Annotated in this window: 23 protein-coding genes; 12 read left to right on the top strand and 11 right to left on the bottom strand. The window is 45.4% G+C overall.

Features of this window, described 5'->3' with window-relative positions:
* The first annotated feature begins 182 nt into the window (after positions 1-182).
* A complete protein-coding gene (tatC, locus tag QUB24_RS11810) occupies positions 183-950 on the top strand; it encodes a twin-arginine translocase subunit TatC (protein ID WP_333153412.1) in 768 nt (255 codons plus the stop codon).
* Positions 951-1,067: 117 nt separating this feature from the next.
* Here the strand turns inward: tatC and QUB24_RS11805 are convergent, their stop codons facing one another.
* Positions 1,068-1,376 (bottom strand): carbon dioxide-concentrating mechanism protein CcmK, encoded by a 309-nt coding sequence (locus tag QUB24_RS11805; RefSeq protein WP_006631236.1) that lies wholly within the window; start codon positions 1,374-1,376, stop codon positions 1,068-1,070.
* 46 nt (positions 1,377-1,422) lie between these two features.
* Between QUB24_RS11805 and QUB24_RS11800 the strand changes: the two genes are divergently transcribed.
* The gene (locus tag QUB24_RS11800; RefSeq protein ID WP_333153348.1) at positions 1,423-1,686 is read left to right on the top strand and encodes a hypothetical protein; all 264 of its coding nucleotides are present in this window, start codon (positions 1,423-1,425) and stop codon (positions 1,684-1,686) included.
* A 264-nt stretch (positions 1,687-1,950) separates the two neighbouring features.
* On the opposite strand, the gene QUB24_RS11795 is transcribed toward QUB24_RS11800, so the two are convergent.
* A complete protein-coding gene (locus QUB24_RS11795; protein WP_190661639.1) occupies positions 1,951-2,268 on the bottom strand; it encodes a DUF3067 family protein in 318 nt (105 codons plus the stop codon).
* 213 nt (positions 2,269-2,481) lie between these two features.
* On the opposite strand from QUB24_RS11795, the gene petC reads away from it, so the two are divergent.
* The 6 genes from petC to QUB24_RS11765 all read left to right on the top strand — a co-directional run bounded on the left by petC (position 2,482) and on the right by QUB24_RS11765 (position 7,829).
* Positions 2,482-3,024, top strand: coding sequence for a cytochrome b6-f complex iron-sulfur subunit (gene petC, locus QUB24_RS11790; protein ID WP_333153347.1), 543 nt, complete (start codon positions 2,482-2,484; stop codon positions 3,022-3,024).
* A gap of 165 nt (positions 3,025-3,189) precedes the next feature.
* Positions 3,190-4,179, top strand: a complete 990-nt coding sequence (petA, locus tag QUB24_RS11785; RefSeq protein ID WP_333153345.1) for a cytochrome f — start codon at positions 3,190-3,192, stop codon at positions 4,177-4,179.
* 248 nt (positions 4,180-4,427) lie between these two features.
* Positions 4,428-5,279, top strand: coding sequence for an alpha/beta fold hydrolase (locus QUB24_RS11780; RefSeq protein ID WP_333153344.1), 852 nt, complete (start codon positions 4,428-4,430; stop codon positions 5,277-5,279).
* Positions 5,280-5,390: 111 nt separating this feature from the next.
* A complete protein-coding gene (psbQ, locus tag QUB24_RS11775; protein WP_333153343.1) occupies positions 5,391-5,834 on the top strand; it encodes a photosystem II protein PsbQ in 444 nt (147 codons plus the stop codon).
* A 333-nt stretch (positions 5,835-6,167) separates the two neighbouring features.
* Positions 6,168-7,295, top strand: a complete 1,128-nt coding sequence (locus tag QUB24_RS11770; RefSeq protein WP_333153342.1) for an FAD-dependent oxidoreductase — start codon at positions 6,168-6,170, stop codon at positions 7,293-7,295.
* A gap of 51 nt (positions 7,296-7,346) precedes the next feature.
* Positions 7,347-7,829 carry a hypothetical protein gene (locus QUB24_RS11765; protein WP_333153341.1) on the top strand — a complete coding sequence of 161 codons (483 nt, stop codon included), beginning with the start codon at positions 7,347-7,349 and terminating at the stop codon, positions 7,827-7,829.
* 5 nt (positions 7,830-7,834) lie between these two features.
* Here QUB24_RS11765 and QUB24_RS11760 read toward each other — a convergent pair whose 3' ends face one another.
* The 6 genes from QUB24_RS11760 to QUB24_RS11735 form a co-directional block, all read right to left on the bottom strand.
* Positions 7,835-8,182 carry a hypothetical protein gene (locus tag QUB24_RS11760; RefSeq protein WP_333153340.1) on the bottom strand — a complete coding sequence of 116 codons (348 nt, stop codon included), beginning with the start codon at positions 8,180-8,182 and terminating at the stop codon, positions 7,835-7,837.
* Entirely contained in the window at positions 8,170-8,352 is a 183-nt protein-coding gene (locus QUB24_RS11755) for a hypothetical protein (RefSeq protein WP_333153339.1), read from the bottom strand. Before QUB24_RS11755 ends, QUB24_RS11760 begins: the two co-directional genes overlap by 13 nt.
* A 55-nt stretch (positions 8,353-8,407) precedes the next feature.
* On the bottom strand, positions 8,408-8,956 hold the full coding sequence (locus tag QUB24_RS11750; RefSeq protein ID WP_333153338.1) for a hypothetical protein: 549 nt from the start codon (positions 8,954-8,956) through the stop codon (positions 8,408-8,410).
* Between the two features lie 92 nt (positions 8,957-9,048).
* Positions 9,049-13,944: a phosphorylase family protein gene (locus tag QUB24_RS11745; RefSeq protein WP_333153337.1), complete on the bottom strand. Its 4,896-nt coding sequence runs from the start codon at positions 13,942-13,944 to the stop codon at positions 9,049-9,051.
* 130 nt (positions 13,945-14,074) lie between these two features.
* Positions 14,075-14,491 (bottom strand): NUDIX hydrolase, encoded by a 417-nt coding sequence (locus tag QUB24_RS11740; RefSeq protein ID WP_333153336.1) that lies wholly within the window; start codon positions 14,489-14,491, stop codon positions 14,075-14,077.
* A gap of 288 nt (positions 14,492-14,779) precedes the next feature.
* A complete protein-coding gene (locus tag QUB24_RS11735) occupies positions 14,780-17,410 on the bottom strand; it encodes a M1 family metallopeptidase (RefSeq protein ID WP_333153335.1) in 2,631 nt (876 codons plus the stop codon).
* A gap of 224 nt (positions 17,411-17,634) precedes the next feature.
* Here QUB24_RS11735 and QUB24_RS11730 point away from each other — a divergent pair, with 224 nt between their 5' ends.
* Together QUB24_RS11730 and cas6 are read left to right on the top strand one after the other, a co-directional pair.
* Positions 17,635-18,717, top strand: coding sequence for a class I fructose-bisphosphate aldolase (locus QUB24_RS11730; RefSeq protein WP_333153334.1), 1,083 nt, complete (start codon positions 17,635-17,637; stop codon positions 18,715-18,717).
* 290 nt (positions 18,718-19,007) lie between these two features.
* Positions 19,008-19,889 (top strand): CRISPR-associated endoribonuclease Cas6, encoded by an 882-nt coding sequence (gene cas6 / locus QUB24_RS11725; protein ID WP_333153333.1) that lies wholly within the window; start codon positions 19,008-19,010, stop codon positions 19,887-19,889.
* Here cas6 and QUB24_RS11720 read toward each other — a convergent pair whose 3' ends face one another.
* Positions 19,890-20,216 carry an antibiotic biosynthesis monooxygenase gene (locus tag QUB24_RS11720; protein ID WP_333153332.1) on the bottom strand — a complete coding sequence of 109 codons (327 nt, stop codon included), beginning with the start codon at positions 20,214-20,216 and terminating at the stop codon, positions 19,890-19,892. It lies immediately after the preceding gene.
* A 123-nt stretch (positions 20,217-20,339) separates the two neighbouring features.
* The gene (locus QUB24_RS11715) at positions 20,340-21,323 is read right to left on the bottom strand and encodes an Rpn family recombination-promoting nuclease/putative transposase (RefSeq protein WP_333153331.1); all 984 of its coding nucleotides are present in this window, start codon (positions 21,321-21,323) and stop codon (positions 20,340-20,342) included.
* A gap of 170 nt (positions 21,324-21,493) precedes the next feature.
* Between QUB24_RS11715 and QUB24_RS11710 the strand changes: the two genes are divergently transcribed.
* Together QUB24_RS11710 and QUB24_RS11705 are read left to right on the top strand one after the other, a co-directional pair.
* Positions 21,494-21,961 (top strand): response regulator, encoded by a 468-nt coding sequence (locus tag QUB24_RS11710; RefSeq protein ID WP_333153330.1) that lies wholly within the window; start codon positions 21,494-21,496, stop codon positions 21,959-21,961.
* 100 nt (positions 21,962-22,061) lie between these two features.
* The gene (locus QUB24_RS11705) at positions 22,062-22,355 is read left to right on the top strand and encodes a DUF2103 domain-containing protein (RefSeq protein WP_333144464.1); all 294 of its coding nucleotides are present in this window, start codon (positions 22,062-22,064) and stop codon (positions 22,353-22,355) included.
* Here QUB24_RS11705 and QUB24_RS11700 read toward each other — a convergent pair.
* Entirely contained in the window at positions 22,344-22,970 is a 627-nt protein-coding gene (locus QUB24_RS11700) for a HEAT repeat domain-containing protein (RefSeq protein WP_333153329.1), read from the bottom strand. The two genes, QUB24_RS11705 and QUB24_RS11700, sit on opposite strands and share 12 nt — an antisense overlap.
* Between the last annotated feature and the right edge of the window lie 297 nt (positions 22,971-23,267).

Here is a 23,267-nt window from a genome sequence, read left to right as displayed (position 1 = left end):
GTAACTTAGAAGATAAAAAAGTTAGCGAGGAAAATAGCATTGCCCCAATCGCCGAGGATTTAGAGGCTGTCAGTAACTTAGAAGATAAAAAAGTTAGAGCTAAAAATAGCATTGCATCCATCGCCGATGATTTCGAGGGTGTCAGTAACTTAGAAGACAAAGCAGTTATCCCGGAAAATAACATTGCACTAATCGCCGACAGTTTTCTGGGTTCCCGCAACCTAGAAAATGAATATCTCGATGAACTTCCCGACGAAGTTGAAATGTCTTTGTTCGACCATTTAGAAGAATTGCGACAGCGACTTTTCTACTCGCTAATTGCCGTAGCAGTCGCTGTAGTTGGTTGCTTTTTCACCGTTAAGCCGATCGTACAATTGCTAGAAGTACCCGCCGGGCCCGTCAAGTTTCTGCAACTAGCTCCGGGGGAGTATTTCTTTGTTTCTATCGAAGTAGCCGGATACAGCGGTTTGCTCATCGCCAGTCCGTTTATTTTTTACCAGATAGCGCTGTTTGTTCTCCCCGGCTTGACTCGCAAAGAACGCAGGTTGCTCGGGCCGGTGTTTTTCGGTTCGAGTTTCCTATTTTTGGGCGGGTTAGTCTTTGCTTACATTGCTCTGATTCCGGCGGCGCTCAACTTCTTTGTTACCTATGGAGCGGATGTTGTAGAGCAGTTGTGGTCGATCGACAAATACTTTAAATTTGTGCTGCTGTTAATGTTCAGCACCGGCTTAGCTTTTCAAATCCCGATCGTCCAAGTATTGCTCGGCGTTTTGGGCATAGTTTCTTCCAACCAAATGCTTTCCGGCTGGCGGTATGTAGTGTTGGGAGCCGCAGTTTTGGGAGCGGTGTTAACGCCTTCTACTGACCCTTTAACCCAAAGTCTTTTAGGAGGTGCGGTGCTGAGCTTGTATTTTGGCGGCGTTGGTTTGGTAAAGCTTTTAGGACGGTAAAAACTCCACAGAAAGATCGATCGACTCGCAGCCCAAAAAATATAGAGACGCGATCGCCCGCGCCTCTATAATTACTAAAAGTTAAAATTCCACACCAAAGTTTTGTCAAAACTTTGACTACATTCGGAACTGTTCGACTTCGGGAGTATAGCCGATCGGCAAAACGTAATCCAGATTCTCGTGGGGACGAGCAATTATGTGATACGATAGCAACTTTCCGCCATCGACCTTTTTAACTGATTCAATTCCAGCAGCAACGGCTGCTTGCACTTCAGAAACATCTCCTCGCACTATAATTGTCCAGTAGGCGCGGGTTATTTTCTCATAGCGAACTAAAGTAACACGGGCTGCTTTCACCATTGAGTCCGCAACTTCTACTGCAGCGGGAAATCCTAAGACTTCAACCATTCCCAGTGCAACACCCATTACAACATTCTCCTAAATTTCACAAGATATCTGACACTCATTGTATGTGAAATTGTTGACAGAAATTGGTTCCGATGATTTTGGTAAGAATGAAGGACGATCGCCCAAAATTAAAAAAGCCCCTAAAAAAGCCCCAGAAACTGTTGCGGCATTGAAATCCCACAGTTGGCGGCGCGCCGGAAAGCCCGCCACACAAGACTTTGAATCAAAACACCTGTGCAAATTAGAGGCGCCACAGCTTAGTTTCTCACCAGCGGCAAGTCGTATGACAAGCTCGCCGATCGATTTTCGGGACTTTGGGCTCAACTAATCCAGCCGCGGCGCGACACAAAACTTTAGGGAACTCCCCCAGAGCCCGGCTGTGGAGTCAATCGATTTTAGATTTTAGATTTTAGATTTTAGATTGAAGCATTGACTTGCGCGAGATAAATACGTTCGGCAAGTTTCATCGGATACAGGTTTTTTATTTCTCGGTCCTGAGTTTGCGCGTTGGAATGAATCACGTGGCGGGTATCCTGGATGATGAAGGTCAATCTAAAATCTAAAATCTAAAATCTAAAATCGACTGAGTGAATCAAAACTCGTCTAGCAACCACTCCGAGGCTCTTTCACCCAAATCTAGAGGAACGCTGACAGCTTTGCCCAAACGGGGGCGATCGCGAGTAGTTACGATATATTCTCTCACCTGTTCGGTGCTCCCCCAGCCGTTGAGGTAATTGGCCACCGCATCCAAATGCTCGAAATAATCAGCCTCCGTCATCGGAAAAGATGCCTGTTCTAGATATTTCCACATAACTTGCACAAAAATCTTGCCCCGCGTCCGCCGCAATCTGATATCGTAAGACTTTCCCCATTTTTCTAGCAGTAGCTGGTGTAAATCCTTGCCCGTCATGGTTGCTCCTGAGTTAATCCATTAAACAATAAAAGACAAAGTTCAAAAAATGTAATAATACTCTAATAAAGGCTGGAAGGCGCATTCTTAAAAGGAATTTTCGTGGCCTAAAATTTGTGCGAGCAGATTAACGGCAATTATCCCAGTTGTCTGCACGTACAGGTTCGCTAACAGCTAACAAACAAACGTAACTTAAAACCGTAAAGGCAGGTCATGGCTCAATCTTCTGCTGGAAATCCCGATGTTCCCGATATGGGGCGTCGCCAATTTATGAATTTGCTGACGTTCGGTACAGTCACAGGTGTGGCACTGGGCGCACTCTATCCCGTTGTCCAATATTTTGTTCCTCCGTCGAGTGGGGCAGTTGGGGGCGGAGTGACAGCTAAAGATGCTTTGGGTAACGACATCATCGTTAGCGAATATTTGGCTTCGCACCCTGCGGGCGATCGCACCTTAGCCCAAGGTCTCAAAGGCGACCCCACCTATGTTGTGGTCAAAGAAGACCAATCTATCGCCGACTACGGCATCAATGCAGTTTGCACTCACTTGGGTTGCGTCGTGCCTTGGAATGTTAGCGAAAACAAGTTTATCTGTCCTTGCCACGGTTCTCAATACAACAATGAGGGCAAAGTGGTGCGCGGCCCAGCGCCTTTGTCTCTGGCCCTGGCCCACGCCACTGTCGCAGATGACAAGATCGCTTTTACAACTTGGAAAGAAACTGATTTCCGCACCGGCGAAGCACCTTGGTGGTCTTAAACTATTTTGGATTTTAGATTTGAGATTTTAGATAGGGGGTGAATGGTGAAAACCACAGATAATTGCATCCCTAAAGCATTCTAATAATCCAAAATCCAAAATCCAAAATCCAAAATCCAAAATCCAAAATCCAAAATTGTCTGACCTTTGAGATTGAATACTCTAATGCCACAAACTAATTTATCTGCGATATTTCGCCGCAGTGCCAGGACGATCGCGAAAACTGCCTTAATTGCGATCGTAGCCGCAGGATTTTTCCTCACCAGCGACATCGCACTTCCCCAAGCAGCATTTGCTTACCCTTTCTGGGCACAGCAAACAGCACCTGCTACTCCCCGCGAAGCAACAGGCCGCATTGTTTGCGCTAACTGTCACCTCGGTGCAAAACCGACTCAAGTTGAAGTACCGCAATCTGTTTTGCCTGACACAGTGTTTGAAGCTATTGTCAAGATTCCCTACGATACTAGCGTGCAACAAGTTGTCGGCGACGGCAGCAAAGGCGGCTTGAATGTCGGTGCAGTTGTGATGTTGCCCGAAGGTTTCAAGATTGCTCCCGCTGACAGAATTCCCGAAGAAATGAAGGAAAAAGTCGGCGATCTTTACTTCCAACCTTACAGCGAAACCCAAGAAAATATTGTTTTAGTCGGCCCAGTACCGGGAGAACAGTACAAAGAATTGGTATTCCCAGTTTTGTCGCCGAATCCGGCAACTGACAAGTCGGTTCACTACGGCAAATACCAAATTTATGTTGGCGGCAACCGCGGTCGCGGTCAGGTTTATCCTACTGGCGAAAAGAGCAATAATACTGTTTACAATGCTTCGGTAGCTGGCACCATTTCTAAGATTGCTCAACCTGAAGATGGCGGTTATCAAGTGACAATTCAACCTGCCGAAGGTGCAGCGGTTGTTGATACGATTCCCGCAGGTCCAGAACTGATTGTTACCGAAGGACAGACAGTTGCAGCAGGCGAACTTTTGACGAACAATCCTAATGTGGGCGGCTTCGGTCAAAAAGATGTGGAGATTGTGCTGCAAAGTGCCGATCGAGTTAAAGGATTGATGGCTTTCGTGGCTTTGACAATGCTGGCTCAAATTATGCTGGTTCTCAAGAAGAAACAGGTCGAAAAAGTTCAAGCTGCTGAAATGAATTTCTAAGCGCGGCTGTAATTAGTTGGGTAAGGTACTATGTGCGAACCCAACTATTAGGTAAGTAGGGCGGGTATTCCCCGCCTTATTGTTTGATAAATAATATCATTTCCGATTACACGGGAATGATGTTGACGGTTGACGGTTGACGGTTGACGGTTGACGGTTGACGCCGTGAACAGTGAACAGTCAACAGTGAACAGTCAACAGTGAACTCTAATTTCCTATTCCGATGCTAACGGATTTGATATAAAATAATGTCAATTGATGAGAAAATAGTTGAAGTAGGCCCGCTGCAATGGTTTTATCGGGAAACAAATCCGGTTAACGAAACTGGTAAACCGCCCGTACTGCTGCTGCACGGTTTGCCGTCCCAGAGTTTTACCTGGACTGTAATGATGCCCGATTTGGCTGCCCAGGGATTTCGATCGATCGCCCCCGATTGGGTGGGTTACGGGCGATCGACAAAACCAGACAAGCGCGACTTTGCCTACACTCCCGATGCTTTTGTTGACGCCCTCGCTGGCTTTATTCAAGCTATAGAATTAGACCGATTTTACCTCGTTGTCCAAGGATTTTTAGCTTCAGCCGGCATTCAATACGCTTTACGCAATCCCGATAAAATTGAGCGTCTAGCCGTCATCAATACACCAGTTTCAGGAAATATAAGATTGCCTTGGAAAATGCAGCAGTTGGGGCTGCCTTTTATTGGCGACATGATGACGCAAGACCCGCTTTTGGTTGACAGAACTCTCGAAGGTGGCAGCGGCCAGACAATATCAGACAAGGATTTAGATGTTTACCGCCGCCCGTTTTTGAAGAGTTCGGATGCAGGTCGATCGCTGATGAATACAGTCCGCAATATTCAATTGCCACAGTCAATGGCAGAAATTGAATCCGGCTTGAAAGGATGGACTCGACCAACTTTATTTGTCTGGGGTTTGACAGATCCTTGGCTAAGTGTTGAACCAGTTCAAAAGCTAGTCAGTTCCCTGCCAAATGCAGAGTTAGTCACACTGGAACAAGCGGGGCATTATCCTCAAGAACATTGGTCAGAAAAAGTTGGCAATGCTGTGATCACTTTTCTGCGCCGCCAGGAGGTAAAATAATATTTTGTACATAACTCTCGGTGCTAGGTCAGTGAACCAGCTCCTCGCCGAGCTGCATTCCCAGGCAGAGCCTGAAAACGAGAAATCTAAAATCTAAAATCTAAAATCGATATGACTCGTCCCCGTTCAATTTTTGCCTTGATGATGGCGTTTTTGATGGCATTTCTGGTTAGTTGCAGCAGTGTCGAAGCAAAAGTTCCAACGACTTACACAGCAGCCCAGACCCAGCAAATTCAACGCTATGTTCCTACCCTGACAGAGTTGCGATCGCGCATGGATAAACTGGGAACCCTAATTCAAAAACGGAATTGGGTTGATACCAGAACTTACATTCACGGGCCTCTAGGCGACTTGCGGAACACCATGAAAACCGTCTCTGCGAGTTTGTTGCCTAGTTCTCAACAACAAGCTGTTGATTTAACTAAGAGTTTGTTTACCGATTTGGTTAACATTGATCTGGCGGCTAAAGACCTTGACTATGCAAAAGTCACGGCCAGCTATCAAAAAGCTGTCAATGATTTCGATACCTTCTTGCAGCTAATTCCTAAAGCTTAATAATTTGGGGTTTGTAGGCTTGGTAATGGATGGGTGTCAAATTAAAACTGAAACCCATAATAAATATCGCTTGTAGCCGAGTCTAGATCCCCCCTAAGCCCCCTTAGTAAGGGGGGGACAAGAGTATTCAAACTCCACCTTAAAAAGGGGGACAGAGCATTCAAAGTCCCCCTTTTTAAGGGGGATTTAGGGGGATCGAGACTTCGAGACAAACGATAAAAACAGAGGATTTTACTGTTGATTTGACACGCTTTGCGCTGAGAACCCTACAAAAAACTTCTATCAAATCTAAAATATAAAATCTAAAATATAAAATCTAAAATATAAAATTGAATGATTCGCGTTGCAATTATTGGTTGCGGTATTATTGGGGCGTCGATCGCCTTTGAACTAAGTCAATTTCCCGAACTGAAAGTTACTGTGTTCGACAAACAGCCGCCGGCACAAGGTTCTACTGGCGCGGCACTCGGTGTTTTGATGGGAGTTATCAGCCACAAAACTAAGGGCAGAAATTGGCAGTTGAGGGCAAGCAGCCTTCAACGCTACGAAACTTTGATTCCTGAATTGGAAGCAGTTACGGGGCGAAAAATTCCTTTTAACAAACAGGGAATTTTAATGCTTTGTTCGGAGGGAGAGGATTTAAGTAAGTGGGAAAAGTTGATAGCGACTCGCGAGTCTCAAGGTTGGCAATTGGAACTTTGGGATGTGGAACGAGTGCGCGATCGCTGCCCTCATCTGTCTTTCAACGATCAGATTATTGCTGGGATTTATTCGCCTCAAGACCGGCAAGTCGATCCGACGGCGCTAACTTTGGCTTTGGTTGATGCTGCTGAACGAAATGGGGCGATTTTTGAGTTTGGCGTGGAAGTTCAAGGCATTACTCAGTTGGATTCTCAGGAGTCTGAGATTCAACTCCCATCTTCTATTACTGTCAATAAGTCTTGTGGAACAGGCATCTTGCCTGTTGCTGAAAATTTCGATCGACTAATTGTGTGCGCTGGTTTGGGCTCTGCTGCTGTGACTGCATCGTTAAATCAGTTGGTTGACATTCGCCCGGTGTTGGGACAAGCGCTGCATTTGCGATCGGCCAAGCCTTTAGGAAACCCAGATTTTAGCCCGGTAATTACTTGCGATGACGTTCACATTGTGCCTTTGGGAAATCAGGAATTTTGGGTGGGGGCGACGGTGGAGTTTTCCCAAAATGGCGGGGAAATTCCGGCGAATGCTGATATGTTGGCGCAAGTGATGGCGAGGGCGAGCTCCCTTTGTCCGGGCTTAGCAGAAGCTCAAATCATCAGGAAATGGTCAGGATTGCGCCCGCGGCCGGAAGGGCGACCGGCCCCAATTATCGAGACGCTTCCCGGTAACGATCGCGTTTTCATCGCCAGCGGGCACTATCGCAACGGTGTTCTGCTGGCCCCTGCAACAGCGCGATCGATTCGAGAAATGATTTTGCAATAATTAACAAATGTTAATATAATCAAGATAGCAATTCATATCTTACATCGAAATATGTCCGACAAACCTTTAGGTAAACCCCGCTCTTTGTGGCGAGTAATTTTGCTGTCGGCAGTCAGCTTGCTGCTATATTACGGATGGTACAAATGGATTATTCAAGAAGAATTGCGTCGCTATAACGGCAGCGGTTGGTCGGGAACTCTTTGCTTGCTTCCCTTTGTTTTAGGAGTAGCCGTCCCCCAAGCTTTGCGGATATTCGATCCTGACGTTCCCGGATGGTTTGGTTGGTTTTCCTTGCTGGGTATTGCTTGGATTTACATCGTGCAGTTCAAACTTTACAACACAGTTAACGAATTGTACCGCCAAGAAGGAATGAAAGAACCGCTCACAGTTTGGTGGCTTTTTGTACCCGGTTTAAATTTAGTTGTCGGCTTGCGGCAAATTCACTTTTTGAGTCAGTTTTGGGCAAGAAAACAGGGAATTGAAGTTAAGGATAACTTAGCCGAAAGTATTCCTTTCCTCTCAGCTAACGCTTAAATAAATTAAGATCCAATCGCTTGGCGCTGCGAGTAAATTTCTTCTATAAGCAGGTCACGCAGTTCATCCGCAATGTCCGTGGGAGGGTTGCCTGCGAGGGCGCGTCCAATCAGCCGTTCTGCTTCCCGGAGTTGGGCACACTCAATGGCAAGTACGGCGGCGCTCCGATGCAGTATAGAACGAGTCGGCTCAAAATCCCATTCGTTTGCTACTAAATCCGCTGCCGCCCGTTCTTTCGCAAAGGCGACTCTGGTGAGTGCAGTCACTTGGTCGATATCACCGCACTGACGGGCGAGAACAGCTCGATCGACCAGTTCCATTGCTTCGTGGTGAAGGGCTTCTACGGTCTGCATTTTTTGACGATCCGTGCTTTGGGAGTACCGAACTCAATTACAGACACGTAACCAGGAGCTACGTCATCTGAAGGGCGGATTTGTTCTAATTTTATGTTAACTCTGGCTTGAATAATGCTGTCAGAACCTTTACGAATCCCGGAGACTTCTAAGCGGGCTTTACAAGGCATCTGGACTTTTTGCTGCAATTTCTCTGGGATTTGCAGCGATCGCCAGTCTATGGATTTATCGCCCCTTTGCCAAGTCAGCGTAGACGATGATTTCCCAACCCAAGATCAGCAGCAGGAGTAGCTCAACCCCACCCAAAATATTGATAGCTAAAGGTGTGCCAGGTACTAAGGCCCAGAAGGAAATCAGGGTAATGATTCCTGACACGACGAAGGTAATTTCATCAACAATAAGTTGCTCGATTTTGCGGCGCGATCGGTGGCGATCGCTCCGGTGGGCAATTTCCCAGCCAAATAGAGATTCTACGTCTGCGTGTCCGGTATTTTCTTTGATCTTTTCGACCAAGGTAAGCCGAATGTAGCGCCCGATCGCGCTGATCTTTTCATCGTTTACTAGGTAAGTCCAGCCGAGAATCAAGGAAGCCCAGGGGAGGATTAGAAAGGCGTAGTAGTTGGCGGAGTTGGAAGCTGCAAAGGAGACGATTGTACCGAACAAACCCAAGGTGACGTAGAGGAGGTTGTCTCGGAAACCAATCCGCTGGGTTTGCTCGGCTTTTAGTTTGTCGTATTCTAGCAGCCAGATTTTCAGGATGGGGTCTTCTGTCATTTTGTTCTTCTATCCCTTTTACTGTTATTGTGCCTGATTTCACTTACTCTGGAGGTCTGAGTGAGGAGAAATACTTTTGTGGTCAATCGCATTCAATGATGGTCGGTGCGGCGACTACGCAACCTTCTTCTGGGAGCGATGTAGAAACCAAATCGATTCGGTTTTCGATCGAGTGTTTCCAATGCAGAGCGAGTTTCTCTGAGATTTAAGGCAAGTAGATCCTCGAATATCTGTAAACCAATGTCGCGATATAGGGGCTGACGATGTAGTTGAATGGCAATTGTCGTTAAACTTTCCGCGATGAACGCTGTTGCTGGTGCTGGATTGGTGAGGTTTGCAAAAATGCCAGTTAAACTCTGACAAACTTTAACCACAATCTTAGGATTGTTGTCCACTAAATTCTTTGTTTCAATAATTTCAGTCAGATCGTTGGCCGCTGCCAAAAGTGCGCCCCGGTTCTTGCAGATTGCTTCAACGATCTTCACCATTCCAGGATTCAGTTGAAAGCGATCGCGACTCCAGCGGAAAACGCTTGCTACAGCGTGCTGGATAGATTCGGTAGAAGAAGAAGCAAGGGTAGAGAGAATTTCTGCGGCGATCACCCGACATTTTTGTTCAACCCATAGATAACTTGCTGCGTGAGCGAGTCCGCAAAGAATTGCTTCATTGTCTTGAGTGGCAAGGTGATGGCGAATCCTCTCAACTGACCATTCATCCTGATATTGAAAGTATTGAATTAGTAGCAATTCACCATAGGCTTGTTGAGAAAAGTTGGAGTTATTAGCCCGAAGCATTTCGAGCCAACTCTGTACAGTTTCTTTGGGTTCAAACCATCCAACTCTGTGTGCAATGAAATAGAGTGCAAATTGATATTGCAAAACCTCTGGGTAGTTGTGGATAACAGTGTCAAACAATTCTGTAGCTTGTGCGCGATCGCCATTCAACAAGGGCTCCATTCGCCTTAATATATAAACCCATACTGCTGGGTGAGGTTCTACACCCAGTTGCGAGCGGATAAATTTTTCCCAACCTTCTAAATTTGGGGGATTTTGCCTGAGATACCCTTCGGCGATCGCTCGTACAATATTGCCTCGACCACCGGGTAAGATATGAGAGCCTCCCAAGCCGAATAGGATGGGTGATTTTAAATCGGAGTGACGCTCATCTTTGCTCTGGTAATACTCCAATTCTGGTTTGGTATGCGTAGGTAGCCAACTTTCTAGAAGGGCTAGGACTGGTAATGGCAATCCTTGATTGGGCTCTGCGATTTTTTCCAGCGCACCGGCAGCATAATCACGAAAATATTCCGAACTAAAGCCGCGTTGATTAAGTTCTTCGACAAGTTGAATCAATTTGCTAGCTGGAAACTCTATTTCTGAAAGATTAACTATGGCTTTTCCCGCATAACTTTCATGGCGCTGTGGCTGAAGTTGAGGCAAAATTCGCAGACAGCGATCGGGATCGTTCTTGACAAGCTTACCAAATTCATCTGATTGTTCAATGGCACCTCCACCCCTTGAGAGATCTTTCGCCCATACCGACAGGGAACGATCCCACCTAGTTTTATCGGATAATTCATCAAACAGATTCAGTATTTCCGAATCGCTGGCACGGCTCATTTCCTCTTTAGTCATGCGTGATCCGACAATTTGAGCTGGGGTCACAGTTGGGTATCGATCTTCTGCAACTTCCGAAGGAAAAGCACAAATTTCTTCATCTCTGAGCCTCTTGCCTGCCGGACTCAAACATTCATCAGGAAATGCAAGTAAGAGTTGAAGCCGATATATACGGTTGTATTGCAAAAGAGGGGATCGATCGTCAGGTCCATAGTTCTCCCAGGGATGGCAGTAATCAAATTGATGAATGGCATTTTCGATTTTTTCTCTGTCATCAGGTGATAGGTGTGGACAAATAGAAGAAATAAGGCGTTTTGTATCACAGTGATTTCCGTCTATGCTATCTCCCAGACATAAACGTCTTCGATCGCCCACCAGATAATTCAAGATGAATTGTGGTTCTTGACTGGCTATCTTTTCCAATCCACGAGCAAGCAATCTATGAACTAGAAGTAAATCTGATTGCAAATTTTGAGTTACAAACGTCAAAAAAGCTTGTCTATCTTGCCGAGCTAATTCTAAAATAGCTGACAGCAGTGCATCAATTATTTTTCCTGACTCGATATCTGGCTCTCGACCTAGGCTGACTAAAAAATCTTCACGATAGCTTGTGCTATTAAGATTGAACTCTCTTGAAATCCGATCGACCAAATTCGTGAACCACCCCCAGATTGATTCTAGAAAAGCTTTTGGATTTGCTTGAGCAAATTTCTCCAATTCATAGAAATCTCTTTCGCTTTTTAGTAAATGCTCCAGAGGCCTTCTTGGGTCATACTTGTATTCATGAGCATAACGTTGTACTTCATCAGCATCAGGCGGTAATTCAGGTGGAGAGATTTGGCTCGCAGAGATCGCCTGTGCCAACCGCTGCTCCAAATGGGCGTGAATAACCCTTGCAGCATGGCTGGGTAGAGTCTCAGCAATTCTTTCAGCGATCGCAGCCACATTATTCCAATCAATATTTGAACGTTGTATAACCTGTTGCGTCAACCAAACCCTTTCGGGAGTCCACTGACCAATATTGAATAGCACTCGAATGCTTAAAAAGTCATAGGTTCGATCGTTCAACCAATATTCCTCTAACAAACTCCAGACATCTTCGGCGGCGAAACTTGCTGCTGCAGTCAGGAGGGGACGACAGTAAACTGCTTGCTCTACTGGTTTTTCTAACCACTCTAGGAATTCGGGGCGATCACGCAACGTTTCAAACCAACCTGGACTAACCATCATTGAGTCTAAAACCTTGATTGCCTCTATTTCTGAATTCAGCAAGGGAACAAGCAGCCCTACCTCCGTGGGATTGGGATTAGACTGCGCCCCGACAAACTCGATCACCAAGGTACGAATATGCGATCTGACTTTTTGTTTGGAGGTGTTGAGTAAAGCTTGTATTTCTCGTTGGTACTTCTGGCAGGCTGTGCCACGCAAATAGTTGAGGTTCCTCAGCAAAATCGGTCGAATGAAAAGACCATCTTGGCGCTCTAATACGAAGTTAGAAAGCGATTGGGAGCCACGGGCAAAAGAACGAGCCAGTGTATGGTCGTATAGCGTTTGATGGCAGAAACCCAAGGTTGAGTTATCTGGATTAGTCATCAAAATTCCAGCTTTCTCTAGAACGCGACAGATTTTAGGACACTCATCGGCAATTGCGGCTGGTAGCCACAGGACTTCTTCCTCAGTCATGCGTTCAGCCAGTTTCGTCAGAAAAGCAATAGATTGTTCGGCTTCAGGCTCCTCAAGAATACGTTTTTCCCACAACTGATCCAGCAGATTTGGAAAGGATTCAAAAACTTGATTTGGTTTAGCGATTTCCAGAAAGATTCTCAAATGAAATGGATTTCGCAGCAGTTCCCGCAATGGTTCTCCCATACTGTGCGGATTGTGCTTCTCATTTTCCAAAATAGGAGATATCTGTTCCCATGTTGGTAACTGAAGATCTAACCGTTGAAAACAATCCAGACGAGCAAATTGAGTGCCGTGACGAAACTCGAATTCGCGGCAAGTCGCCACAAGGTGAACATTTTTAGTTTCAGATAGGGATTGGATGAATGACAGCAACATATTCAATCGTCCTGGTTGACGATCGAGCAATTCTGAAAGAGCATCGAGTTGGTCTATCAAGAGAATGACTTTCTCTGTATTTGCGATCGCTTTAACCGCTTCTTTTGGATGCTTACTTATCTCAATATCGTGCTGTAAATCTTCAATGGTATTGACTGTATTGTTGAGACTGCCAGCTTGAATTCCCAACAGCACATATTTTTGTTCTACCGCCCAATGTCCCAGAGTTGCCATGAGCGCCGATTTTCCGCAGCCAGGAGAACCCAGAACAATAGTTGTAGAAGAAGTTTCTGTTTCAATGCGATCTATCAGTTGCTCTAATTCAGGACGAGTAATCTGTTGGTTGTTGTCGCCGAGCGTCCGCTTCCAGTTCAACAAGCCTTTTGAGGCATTGAGGAACTCTTCCTTCAAGTTGCTTGGACTGATGGTATCTGAAAGCTGTAAATCAAGACTATATTGAAGAAAGTCAGCCAATACGGTTGCCGCAGTTTGAGATGCCAACCGATGAAATACATCGCTCTTGTCAGCATCACCAAAGTCAGAAACCCCTCGAATCACCAGCCAATCTCGCCCCATTCTTTGACAGGCGTTAGCAAATCCGATGGCTTCCATCTCCCCCACTTTCACTCGCCCATGCTGATTATCTCGGATCTCCTCCAAAACCAAGGGATCTTTGAGCAGCTTTTCACCACTGGCAACGATACAAACATCAATCTCAATTCCGCGAATAATATCCTTTTCCTGTAGGTAGGATCGATCTTGCACCGATAGCATTGGGAACTCCCCACCTATACGCAAAAAGCGCGATTCTAACCCTTGCTGGCTTTTGGGAATCCGATCTTTGTGAGTTGCCAAGTAAAAAATCACATCCTGTTGAATGCCGTTGGGTACAGAGAGCATATCTGGTCGAGGCTGTATCGTGTGGGTTCCATTCTCTAACTGTCGTAAGGCAGCCGACTCATATCCAAGCACCCGTTCTGAGAATACCACCTCGCCTAATTTTGCCTTACCTTTAATACCTGCTGCGATTCCCACTAACACTAAAAGCTTCGGATCGTGCGCTTGGATAACTTCCGTAGCAGCTTGGGAGGAATTGTAGTTGCCAGCAGTGCCGATACAGCCTAAAGCCAGACGATAAGTTCTATTGGTTCGTTCTGAAAAAAGTTCCCCGTGTAAATAGATCGTCTGGCTATCCTGAGTCCTGGTTCTGTTGTTAGAAATATCTTGAATACCTAGAGCAGCTTTCGCAGCAGCCAGTTCCTGCGGAATAACAGTCAAAATCGCTATATCTACTTTTTTGCGAGTTTCCATTTTATATAGAGAAGCTTTTTGTCTATTATGACAATTTTTTTTGTACTTGGGGATTAAAAAAGTCATTTCGATTTGCGATTAACGAATTAAAGCCCCGACTTCTTCAACAAGTCGGGAATCTGGGTATTGTTCACCAGAACCGATTCGGCAAATCGGCCAAAATGAGTTTGAGTTCCGGTTCATTAACCCGCTTAATTGCTTTAGGAATACTTACCCACTGCCGCTTTCTCCTGCTAGCTTCCGGCCAAATTTCTAGAACTGCTTGGACTTGCATTAAAAATACTTCTACCTGACAAGTATAGCCGGATTTTTTATACTCGTAAGTTCCCAGCAAATCCGGGAAGACTTTACCCAACAAACCTGCTTCTTCCCAAGCTTCCTTGGCAGCAGAATCTTGGGGAGTCATGTCAGGTTCAATTAATCCTTTGGGAATCACCCAGCGCTTGCTAGCCGAAGAAGTAATCAGCATTACTTCAATTTGTCCGTCTTGAATGCGATAGGGAATTACCCCCGATTGATCAACCAGTAAAGCGATTTTTATACTCATGATTTCTGCAATATTTCTGGCTGCAAAAGCTGCTGTAACCTGATGAACGGTTTACAACTAAAAAATAAAAACAGCATCCTGATTCTCGACAATTCCCAAGTTGAGATAGCAATAAAGTGGATAATAAACATATTTGGCTTTTCCTGTCTGTCGAAAATAGGAAATCCCCCTGCATTCCCACTGAACAATAATATTATTATAATAACCAGGCGCAATCCTCTACCGACAAGCAGATAAAAGCCGATCGCCAATATCTGCCTTTATCTGGGCCGGTATGGGGTTTTACACCTAATCTTTCTTCGCCTTAGCCTCCAAATTTTCCATCCGACTCCTCAAATCTTGATTCTCCTTTTTCACCTGGTCTAATTCCTCCCGCAACTGCTTTACCGCTGCATCCGAACCAGAATTTTTCTGCACTCTTTGCACAGCTTCATCAGCCATGCGACGAACGCGGCCATCTGGAGTTTGGTCAGCTAAAGAACGCAAAATGCGAATTGCTTTGCGAGTTTGCATTTGTCCTAATCCCGCTACTACAGAGACTTGAGTCAAGAAAAACGTCTCTTTAGATAATTCTGCCAATCGCTGCAAAATCCGTTCTAAATTGACCTTTGTTTGACCAGTCGAAATTGTCCCCAAAGCTCGAATTGCAGCCAAGCGCAAAGCTTGCGGAGTACCGGGGGCTGTGTATTTCAAAATTAGATTCAGCGCATCTTCAGAAGTTTTCATCTGCGCCAAACCGGAAATAGCACCCGATCGCACTACCTCATTCCACCCCTGCCGCTCTTTCAGCACCAATTTTAACTCTTTCAGTACCTGTTCGTCGCTCGGTTTTTCGTCGGGGTTAGCCCCTGCAATGGCGCCCATAGCAGTCGCTGCTGCTGCTTCTACATAATAGCTGTCGTCGCCTTTTTCGACGATCGATCTCAGCGCTTTATAACTTTCGTGAGTTGGGATTTTACCCAGCGCATTCACCACAGCGCGACGAACACGAGCATCTTTATCTTTTAAACCACTTACTAAACCTTCAAAAACTTGGTCGAGTTTAATTTCAACTAACTGACCGGCAACTTCTGCCCGTACTGCCCAGAACGGCTCTTTCTTGAGAACTTCTGACAGCGTTTTCACCGCTTCCAGCCCTCCCTTCTTCGCCAAAGCTTGGGCCGCGTAAATCCGCGAAACCGGGTCTGGATCGAACTGCAACTGAGCTTTTAGTTCCGCAACTCCATACTCTAACGCTACAGTTTTTAAGTATTTGTTGCCGACATCAAAACTGATAAATGCAGGCTTCTCTTCGAGAGGGAAATAGAAGCTTTGCTCGCGCTCATGCACTCGGACTGTGAAAGTTTTTAGGTTAGCAGTAGAACGTACATAACTGTCATCGTCTGCTTCTTTTTCTGGCTTGTAACCGAAGCCGATCGGGATTTTCAAATCGAATACATCTTTGCTGTTGCTGTTGCCATTCTTGCTATCTTTTACCTGAGTTTGAGTGACAGTAACTTTTGCTAATTTGCTGTCACCATCCCAGGAATAAGCAACCTTATAATCTGGATGACCGCCGCGATAAACATACTGGTCAAACAAAAACATCAGATTGCGACCGGTAGCCTTTTCTATCGCCCTGAGCAAATCGATCGTTTCTACAGTTTTGTGAGCGTTATCCCGCACAAAAGTGTGAATTGCTTTGTAAAATAATTCGTCGCCCAACTCGGCGCGAATCATGTGATAAACGCAAGCACCTTTTTCGTACAAATGGCGATCGTACAATTCGATTGCTTCGCGGTAAACGTGAGTAACGATCGGGCGGCGGTAGCGGGAACTATCTTCAGCTAAATAATTGCGGGCTTCATTTAACATATAGTAAGCCGCGTCTTCTTTGCCATATTCTTTGTCAGTCCAAAGCACCTCGGAATAAGAAGCCATGCCTTCTTTCAGCCAAGCGTGAGACCAATGTTTAATTACTACTAAATCGCCGAACCACTGGTGAGCTAATTCGTGGGCGACTAAGCTTTCAGTACCGCGATTGTCGAGGGCGGCGCGTTCGTCTAACAAGCACCTATCTGTCAGCAAAGTTGTGGAAGTATTTTCCATACCGCCGAAGATAAAATCATCGACGCAGACTTGAGCGTATTTGGGAAAAGGGTAAGGATAGCCAAATGCTTTAGAAAAGAATTCAATCATTTGAGGCGTTTTGCCCATGCTGCGCTTAGCGTCTGCTTCGCGGCTTCTTTCCACGTAATAATTAACGGGTTTGCCGTTCCATTCGTCTTTAATTTCGGCAAAATCTCCGACTGCTAAGGTCATTAAGTACGTCGGGTGTACCTGGGTTTGGGACCAGTGATAAATTTTATCGTCGCCTTCGTTTTTTGTACTAATTAATTCCCCGTTGGAAATAGCAAAAAGTTGTCTCGGAACTTGCACTCTGATTTCCGAAGTTGCCAACTGTCCGGGATAGTCAAAACAAGGAAACCAGAAGCGGGAATCTTCGTCTTCGCCTTGAGTCCAAACTTGTGTTGGTTTGTCTGGATAGTTTTTGTCCGGGCCGACGAAATAGAGGCCGCGCTGGGGTTTTTCGACCGAGTATTCGATCGCAATAGTAATTGGTTGGTAAGCTTCTGTTGGTTCCTGCAGTTGAATTTGCAGCACTTCGCCGTCGCTGTCGAAATCTTGCTCGGTTTCGCCAACTTTTACCGATTCAATGTTGAGGTTTACCGCATCTAAGGTTAATTTGTCAATACCACTGCGGACTGGATTGATGCGGATGCTGCAAGTGCCGCGAAAGCTTTGTTTGGGAATATTCAGCACTAAGTCGAGGAAAATGTGCTCTACTTGACCGGGGCGATCCGGGTTGTAATGCGGCCGAGCACCGGGCATCTCGAAGGATTTGTGACCGTTTTCAGAATCGAAGTAAGTATTTGACATTGTGATGGCAAAGTTGTGAGTCGAGCGGCGATCGCTGGCAGCGCCGATCCGGCTGAACTGCCAGCTTATTATAGAGTAGCGCGTTCTAGCTGCTGTTGTCGCTAACTTGTTAAAAACTGGGTCGAGTGTTGAGGGGATGGAAAATATGATTTTTTCGCTACAATATCACCAAGGCTAATGTCTGCAATCATCAGCCTGCAATTGAAATTGAGAGGGAAATCTGCATGACAGCTACACTATCAGTTCCCAATTCCATCGAGTCTTGGCTTGGCGACGAAGCCGAAGAGTTGCTCACCCATCAAGCAAAAGTTTCTAAAGATTTGTTGCACCTGCCGGGCCCGGATTGGGTCGATCGCATTTTTGCTCAAACCGATCGATCTCCTCAAGTTTTGCGATCGCTTCAGCAACTCTATTCTAGCGGACGCTTGGCAAATACCGGCTATTTATCCATCCTGCCAGTAGACCAAGGAATCGAACACTCGGCGGCCGCTTCTTTTGCACCAAATCCCATTTATTTTGACAGCGAAAACATCATCAAACTAGCAATCTCTGCAGGCTGCAATGCTGTCGCGACAACGCTGGGAGTTTTGGGAAGCGTATCTCGTAAATACGCGCACAAAATCCCTTTTATTGTCAAGCTCAATCACAACGAATTGCTGACTTATCCCAATCAATACGACCAAATAATGTTTGCTTCTGTAGAACAAGCTTGGAATTTGGGAGCGGTTGCAGTGGGAGCAACAATTTATTTTGGTTCGCCGGAATCGACGCGACAAATCCAAGAAGTTAGTCAAGCTTTTGCACAGGCTCACGAATACGGAATGGCGACTATTCTGTGGTGCTACCTCCGCAACGATATCTTTAAACAAGACCAAGATTATCACATTGCAGCGGATTTAACCGGGCAAGCAAATCACTTGGGAGTGACAATTCAAGCTGACATTATCAAGCAGAAATTGCCAGAATGCAACAACGGCTATGCAGCAGTTGCTAAAGCAAGCGATCACAGTTACGGCAAAACCGACAAGCGCGTTTATTCTGATTTAACAACGGATCACCCGATCGATCTAACTCGCTATCAAGTGCTCAACTGTTATGCGGGAAGGATGGGTTTAATTAACTCCGGCGGTGCTTCCGGGAAAAGCGATTTTGCAGAAGCAATTCGCACAGCGGTAATCAACAAGCGCGCTGGCGGCTGCGGCTTAATTTCCGGCCGCAAAACTTTTCAGCGTCCTTTTGAAGAAGGCGTAAAATTGTTCCACGCCATCCAAGACGTTTATTTGTCGCCAGAAATCTCGATCGCCTAAAAATTTACCCCACAGAGATTGGCCTCAAGATCACAACCTAAACGTAGGTGGACACGACCCCCAAATCGTCGTAAACTTAAGGTGCACACTGTGCACCTTACGTGATTAAAATTCCTTAATCTAAGTTGCAACTTAGCTGTAGTATTAATACTAGCTGAACATATATACAGACACAGTATAGCCATCCTAAATCATTGGTAAAGTTCTTACTCCCTCCCCTTGATAAGGGGAGGGTTGGGGTGGGGTCAAACCTTTACGACTCATTTAGGATTGCTATATATAATTTAAAAATGCCCCACAGCCTTGTTTTAAACCTGCTGCCAGTTGCACCAATTCCATCCCAGTTTTTAACGGGACGGCATCTCCACGCTTTATTTCTCAACCTTGTGAGTGCTGTAGACAGCGATTTGAGCGCGTACCTGCACGACCAATCTCATGAAAAAGCTTTCACTTTAAGCCCTTTTCAAGTAAGCAGAAAAGAGGCTTACAAAAGCAGTACGCCGCAGCCACAAAAGAGAGTTTTGCCTCCGGCTTCCCGCACAATATCTCCCGCTGTACAGTGGGAACACAAGCAAGCAATTCAGGAAAATACGCCGATTTGGTGGCGAATTTCTCTGCTGGATGACGGTTTGTTCGATCGCCTAACTCAACTTTGGCAGCAACTTAATTTCGCTCGCCCTTGGCATCTGGGCCCGACAAATATATACATTACTAATATTTTGAGCGAACCGCAATCCAACCAGCCGTGGGTAAACTTTTGTACTTACGCCGAATTGTTCGATCGAGCGTCGGAAACTGAGCGCCAAATTGCTTTTAGTTTTTGCACTCCTACTAATTTTCGGCAAGGTGTATACGATAGTGCTATGCCCACTCGTGAGAGTATTTTTGGCAGTTTAGCTAATCGCTGGAACAAGTACAGCCGGATGGCGATCGAACCTACTTTCACAGAAGCTATTTTCCCCAGTTTTTTCGATATCCGAACAGAAGTTAGTACAGATTCTCGCAGTAAATTTATTGGCTGCGTCGGGGATATTAGTTACCGAATTATGGGAGATATAGCTCCTGCTACTATCAAGCAAATTAACACTTTAGCAGATTTTGCGCTTTATAGCGGAGTCGGGCGAAAAACGCCGATGGGTATGGGAATGACGCGCCGGTTGCAGGTTTTTTAATTATTCACCTTTGGGCTGAATTTCACTGACTATTTCATAAATATTTGTGTCTGGTATTTTCGCAAACAAAGGCGCCATCTGCTTCAATATTTCCTGATAAGCTTCGCTTTGATTGGCTGCCATATCTTCTACGCTTTCCCAAAAAATGATGGCAATACCTTTGTCTGTATTGGGCAATTGCAGCAGGTATGCTCCCTTAAAACCTGTGGCATAAGTTGCAACGGCTTTTTCAAAAAGTTGCTCTGCAGCTTCAAATTTTCCTGGTTTAAATTCGCCAATGGCAACGTAGGCAAACTGATGTCTGAGAAAGTCGAGAAATTCTGACATATCTTTTTCCTCACTTAATAGCGATACACTAAGTTATATTTTACCCGATCGCTGTAAATTTGTGAATATCGCTGTTTATAAGTAGATCGACCTAAAAAAACCTAACAGCGATCGATCTTTCGATTATTCTGCTCTATCCAACCAAACCATTAAATCGGATAAACTAGAAAATCCGACTACCTCCTCTACCAAACTCTCTAATTGCTCAACCGATAATTCCCCAATCCGCGAAACTACATCGGGATTTACGGCTCCTACTCGTCGCTCCAGCAGACGCAGAATTAATGCTCTTTGACCTGCTCTAATCCCTTCTTGCATCCCTGCTTGACGGCCTTCTTGCATCAATTGAATCCTAGCTGGCTCCAAAGCTCGCTCCAAAGCTCGCTCCAGACCTTCTTCTACGCCCCTAGTAATAATTCCCCGCTGTTCTTCGATCGCCATTTCTTGGGCTTCCATATCCTCGAACTCTTTCAATGTTAAGTTAGCCTCATTGGCAATTTGAAAAGCTTTTTCTAGTTCTGGAACTGTTTCCATTGTGGCTGGTATTGTTTCTAGATCAGGAGTATTTTTCAGAAAATAAATCCATTTATCCGTCAAAGTTGTGAGTTCATCTAACTCTTTCTTAAATTTCGGCAACTCCACAAAAAACATTTCAACTTGGAGATGGGGATAATCAAATAGTTTCTTTTTTTCCTTGAACACAAAATGAGAAATAACATCAGGTTGTTCTTTAAACATTTCAAAATCAGTAATCGTCAAAGCTATTACTGGTTGTAATCTAGGATAACCTTCTCTAATTTTGAGTTGGTTGGCATAGGTTTTGGCTAAGTTGTAGATGACTCGTTTTTCAAAAGCGGCTACATTCAAAACTTGCATTTCAATAATTACCGTCTTGTTGCCGGTAATTCGAGCTTTGACATCCAAATAACTATCTTTGAGTCCGCTAACGGTAGCAGCCGAGTAAGGGTCAATAATTTGCAAGTCTTGGATGATTGGCTCACCGGCGTAAATTAGAGCATTTAAGAAGCTGATGAGGATGTCTTGGCTGTCGGTGGAACCAAAGATTTTTTTGAAGGCAAAGTCTGTTTTAGGGCTGATAAATTTCATGATATTTTTCCTAATCTGTTTTATTGATTTATGAAAGATTTTGATGAAGCGCGATCGCTTCGGGGCTGCGAAAAGTGGGTAGCTGCAATAGCCCACTTGAATTTATGAAAATACGGGTGATATAAATTTAACATACAAGTAAAAATAAAACCAACATAAAAGTAACAAAAATGACCAAAATATTAGTAATTGAAGACAATAACTTAATCCGAGAAACGGTATTAGAACTTCTGGAATCGCGCGGTTTTGAAGCTGTAGGCGCTGAAAATGGAAAAGTTGGTATCCAGTTAGCTGCCCAAATTCCCGATTTAATTTTGTCAGATGTCATGATGCCGGAACTAAACGGTTTTGAAGTATTCGCAGCCGTGCGATCGCACCCTGCAACTGCCAGCATTCCGTTTATTTTTATGACAGCCTCCGAAATGGAAAAAGCCCTGGAACTCAAAGCAGACGGCTATCTCCAGAAACCTTGCAGCCTAGCAGAAATGCTCGCGGCGATCGCCACTCAACTAGAAAAACCGACAGTTAGCAACCCACAACATCAAAAAGTACAGGACAATTCTGTACCATCAAATCTCAGCTTGCGCGCCAGCCATCAAAAATCTCGGTTTGAGATTGCCTCGGTTTGCTCGCAATAACACGCACAGTAACGTTATGGATACATAAGTTGAGGGAATTTCAAACTGGTTCCCCCCAGGGGTGGCTTAGACTGGGTATGTTGAATTTGGTTAAATATTTATGAACGCACAACCCAAAGGCCGCCTTGTTTGGAACCACTCTACCCACCTTCCCGGTTTGATACCAATTTTAGAGCGCCTCACCCTAAAAATGGGCATTCAAACAGTCACTCCCGGCGTCATCAACAAAGTTAAAGGACACATCCCCCGCATGACATTAAGAGTGTCAGTACCCATCCGCGGGGGATTTAAAATCATCGCCAGACAGGGCAAAACCGTACAAGAAGTCTTTATATTAACCACTCTCACTCAAGGGGACTTGGAAGAGACGATCGCCCAAACCCTAGCCAAGTGACAATATTTTCTTAGCAAGCAAAGCCCGAGCCTTAACTGAAGTAGTTTCATCGCTTTGGGTGATTTCCTCAAGTCTGGCCGAAACTTCCGCTAACCAATCCGGTTTAACAGTCGCAGCACCCGCCAAAGCTTGCAAACCCCCCGCTGCTGCGTAGCGCACCACCCATTCTGGATCTCGGGACGCTTGCAGTAGCGTTTTCACAGCGCGAAGTTGAGCATCTGCAATTTCTTCTGCCGGCATCAATTCCCAGCAAATCGTCCCCAAACCCCTAACCGCCGCCCGCCGCACGCTCAAAGCAAAGTCATTCGCCGCTGCATCGAGCAAAATCTCCAAACCCCTGGGGTCGCCAATTCCCGCCAAAGCCCGAACAGCCCAAGCTCTCGCCCCGTAATTGTAGCCGTCAAGCTGTTCGAGAAGCGGCAGCACCGCAGCTTCTCCGAGCTGAATTAGCCCATCAACGGCGGCAACAGCGGCGCCTGGGTTGTTGTAACCGAGCACTGTAATTAAGGTAGGAATTGCTTGTTTTGAGGAAGCTGCCGCCAGTGCTTTGACGGAGTTTAACAAGCCTTCGGAAGAATCTGCTTGTTCGACAGCCTGAATTAGTTCTAATGCCATTTATTTGTAAGCTTTACCGTGACTATTGTAATTGTAGGTTGGGTCGTAAATTTTTGACCCCACCCCAACCCTCCCCTTATCAAGGGGAGGGAGTAAGAAATTTACAAATGATTTAGGATGGCTATATTGTAATTGTAGGTTGGGTCGATCGCGCGATCGAACTTTTTGCAGCGTGGGTAAGGCGCGGCGATTAACTTGAAAAGCTTACCCTGCTCGAAGTAGGACAGTCTGAGGAATGAGAATTAAATAACTTCCACAAGATTGTGGGATGGGCGTCCCGCCCGTCCAAAAAGGACG

Origin of the sequence: Microcoleus sp. B9-D4, from assembly GCF_036705105.1 — a bacterium.
Taxonomy (GTDB): Bacteria; Cyanobacteriota; Cyanobacteriia; order Cyanobacteriales; family Microcoleaceae; genus Microcoleus.
The sequence above is the reverse complement of the archived record's forward strand: the minus strand, read 5'-3'. Positions and strand labels throughout refer to the sequence as shown.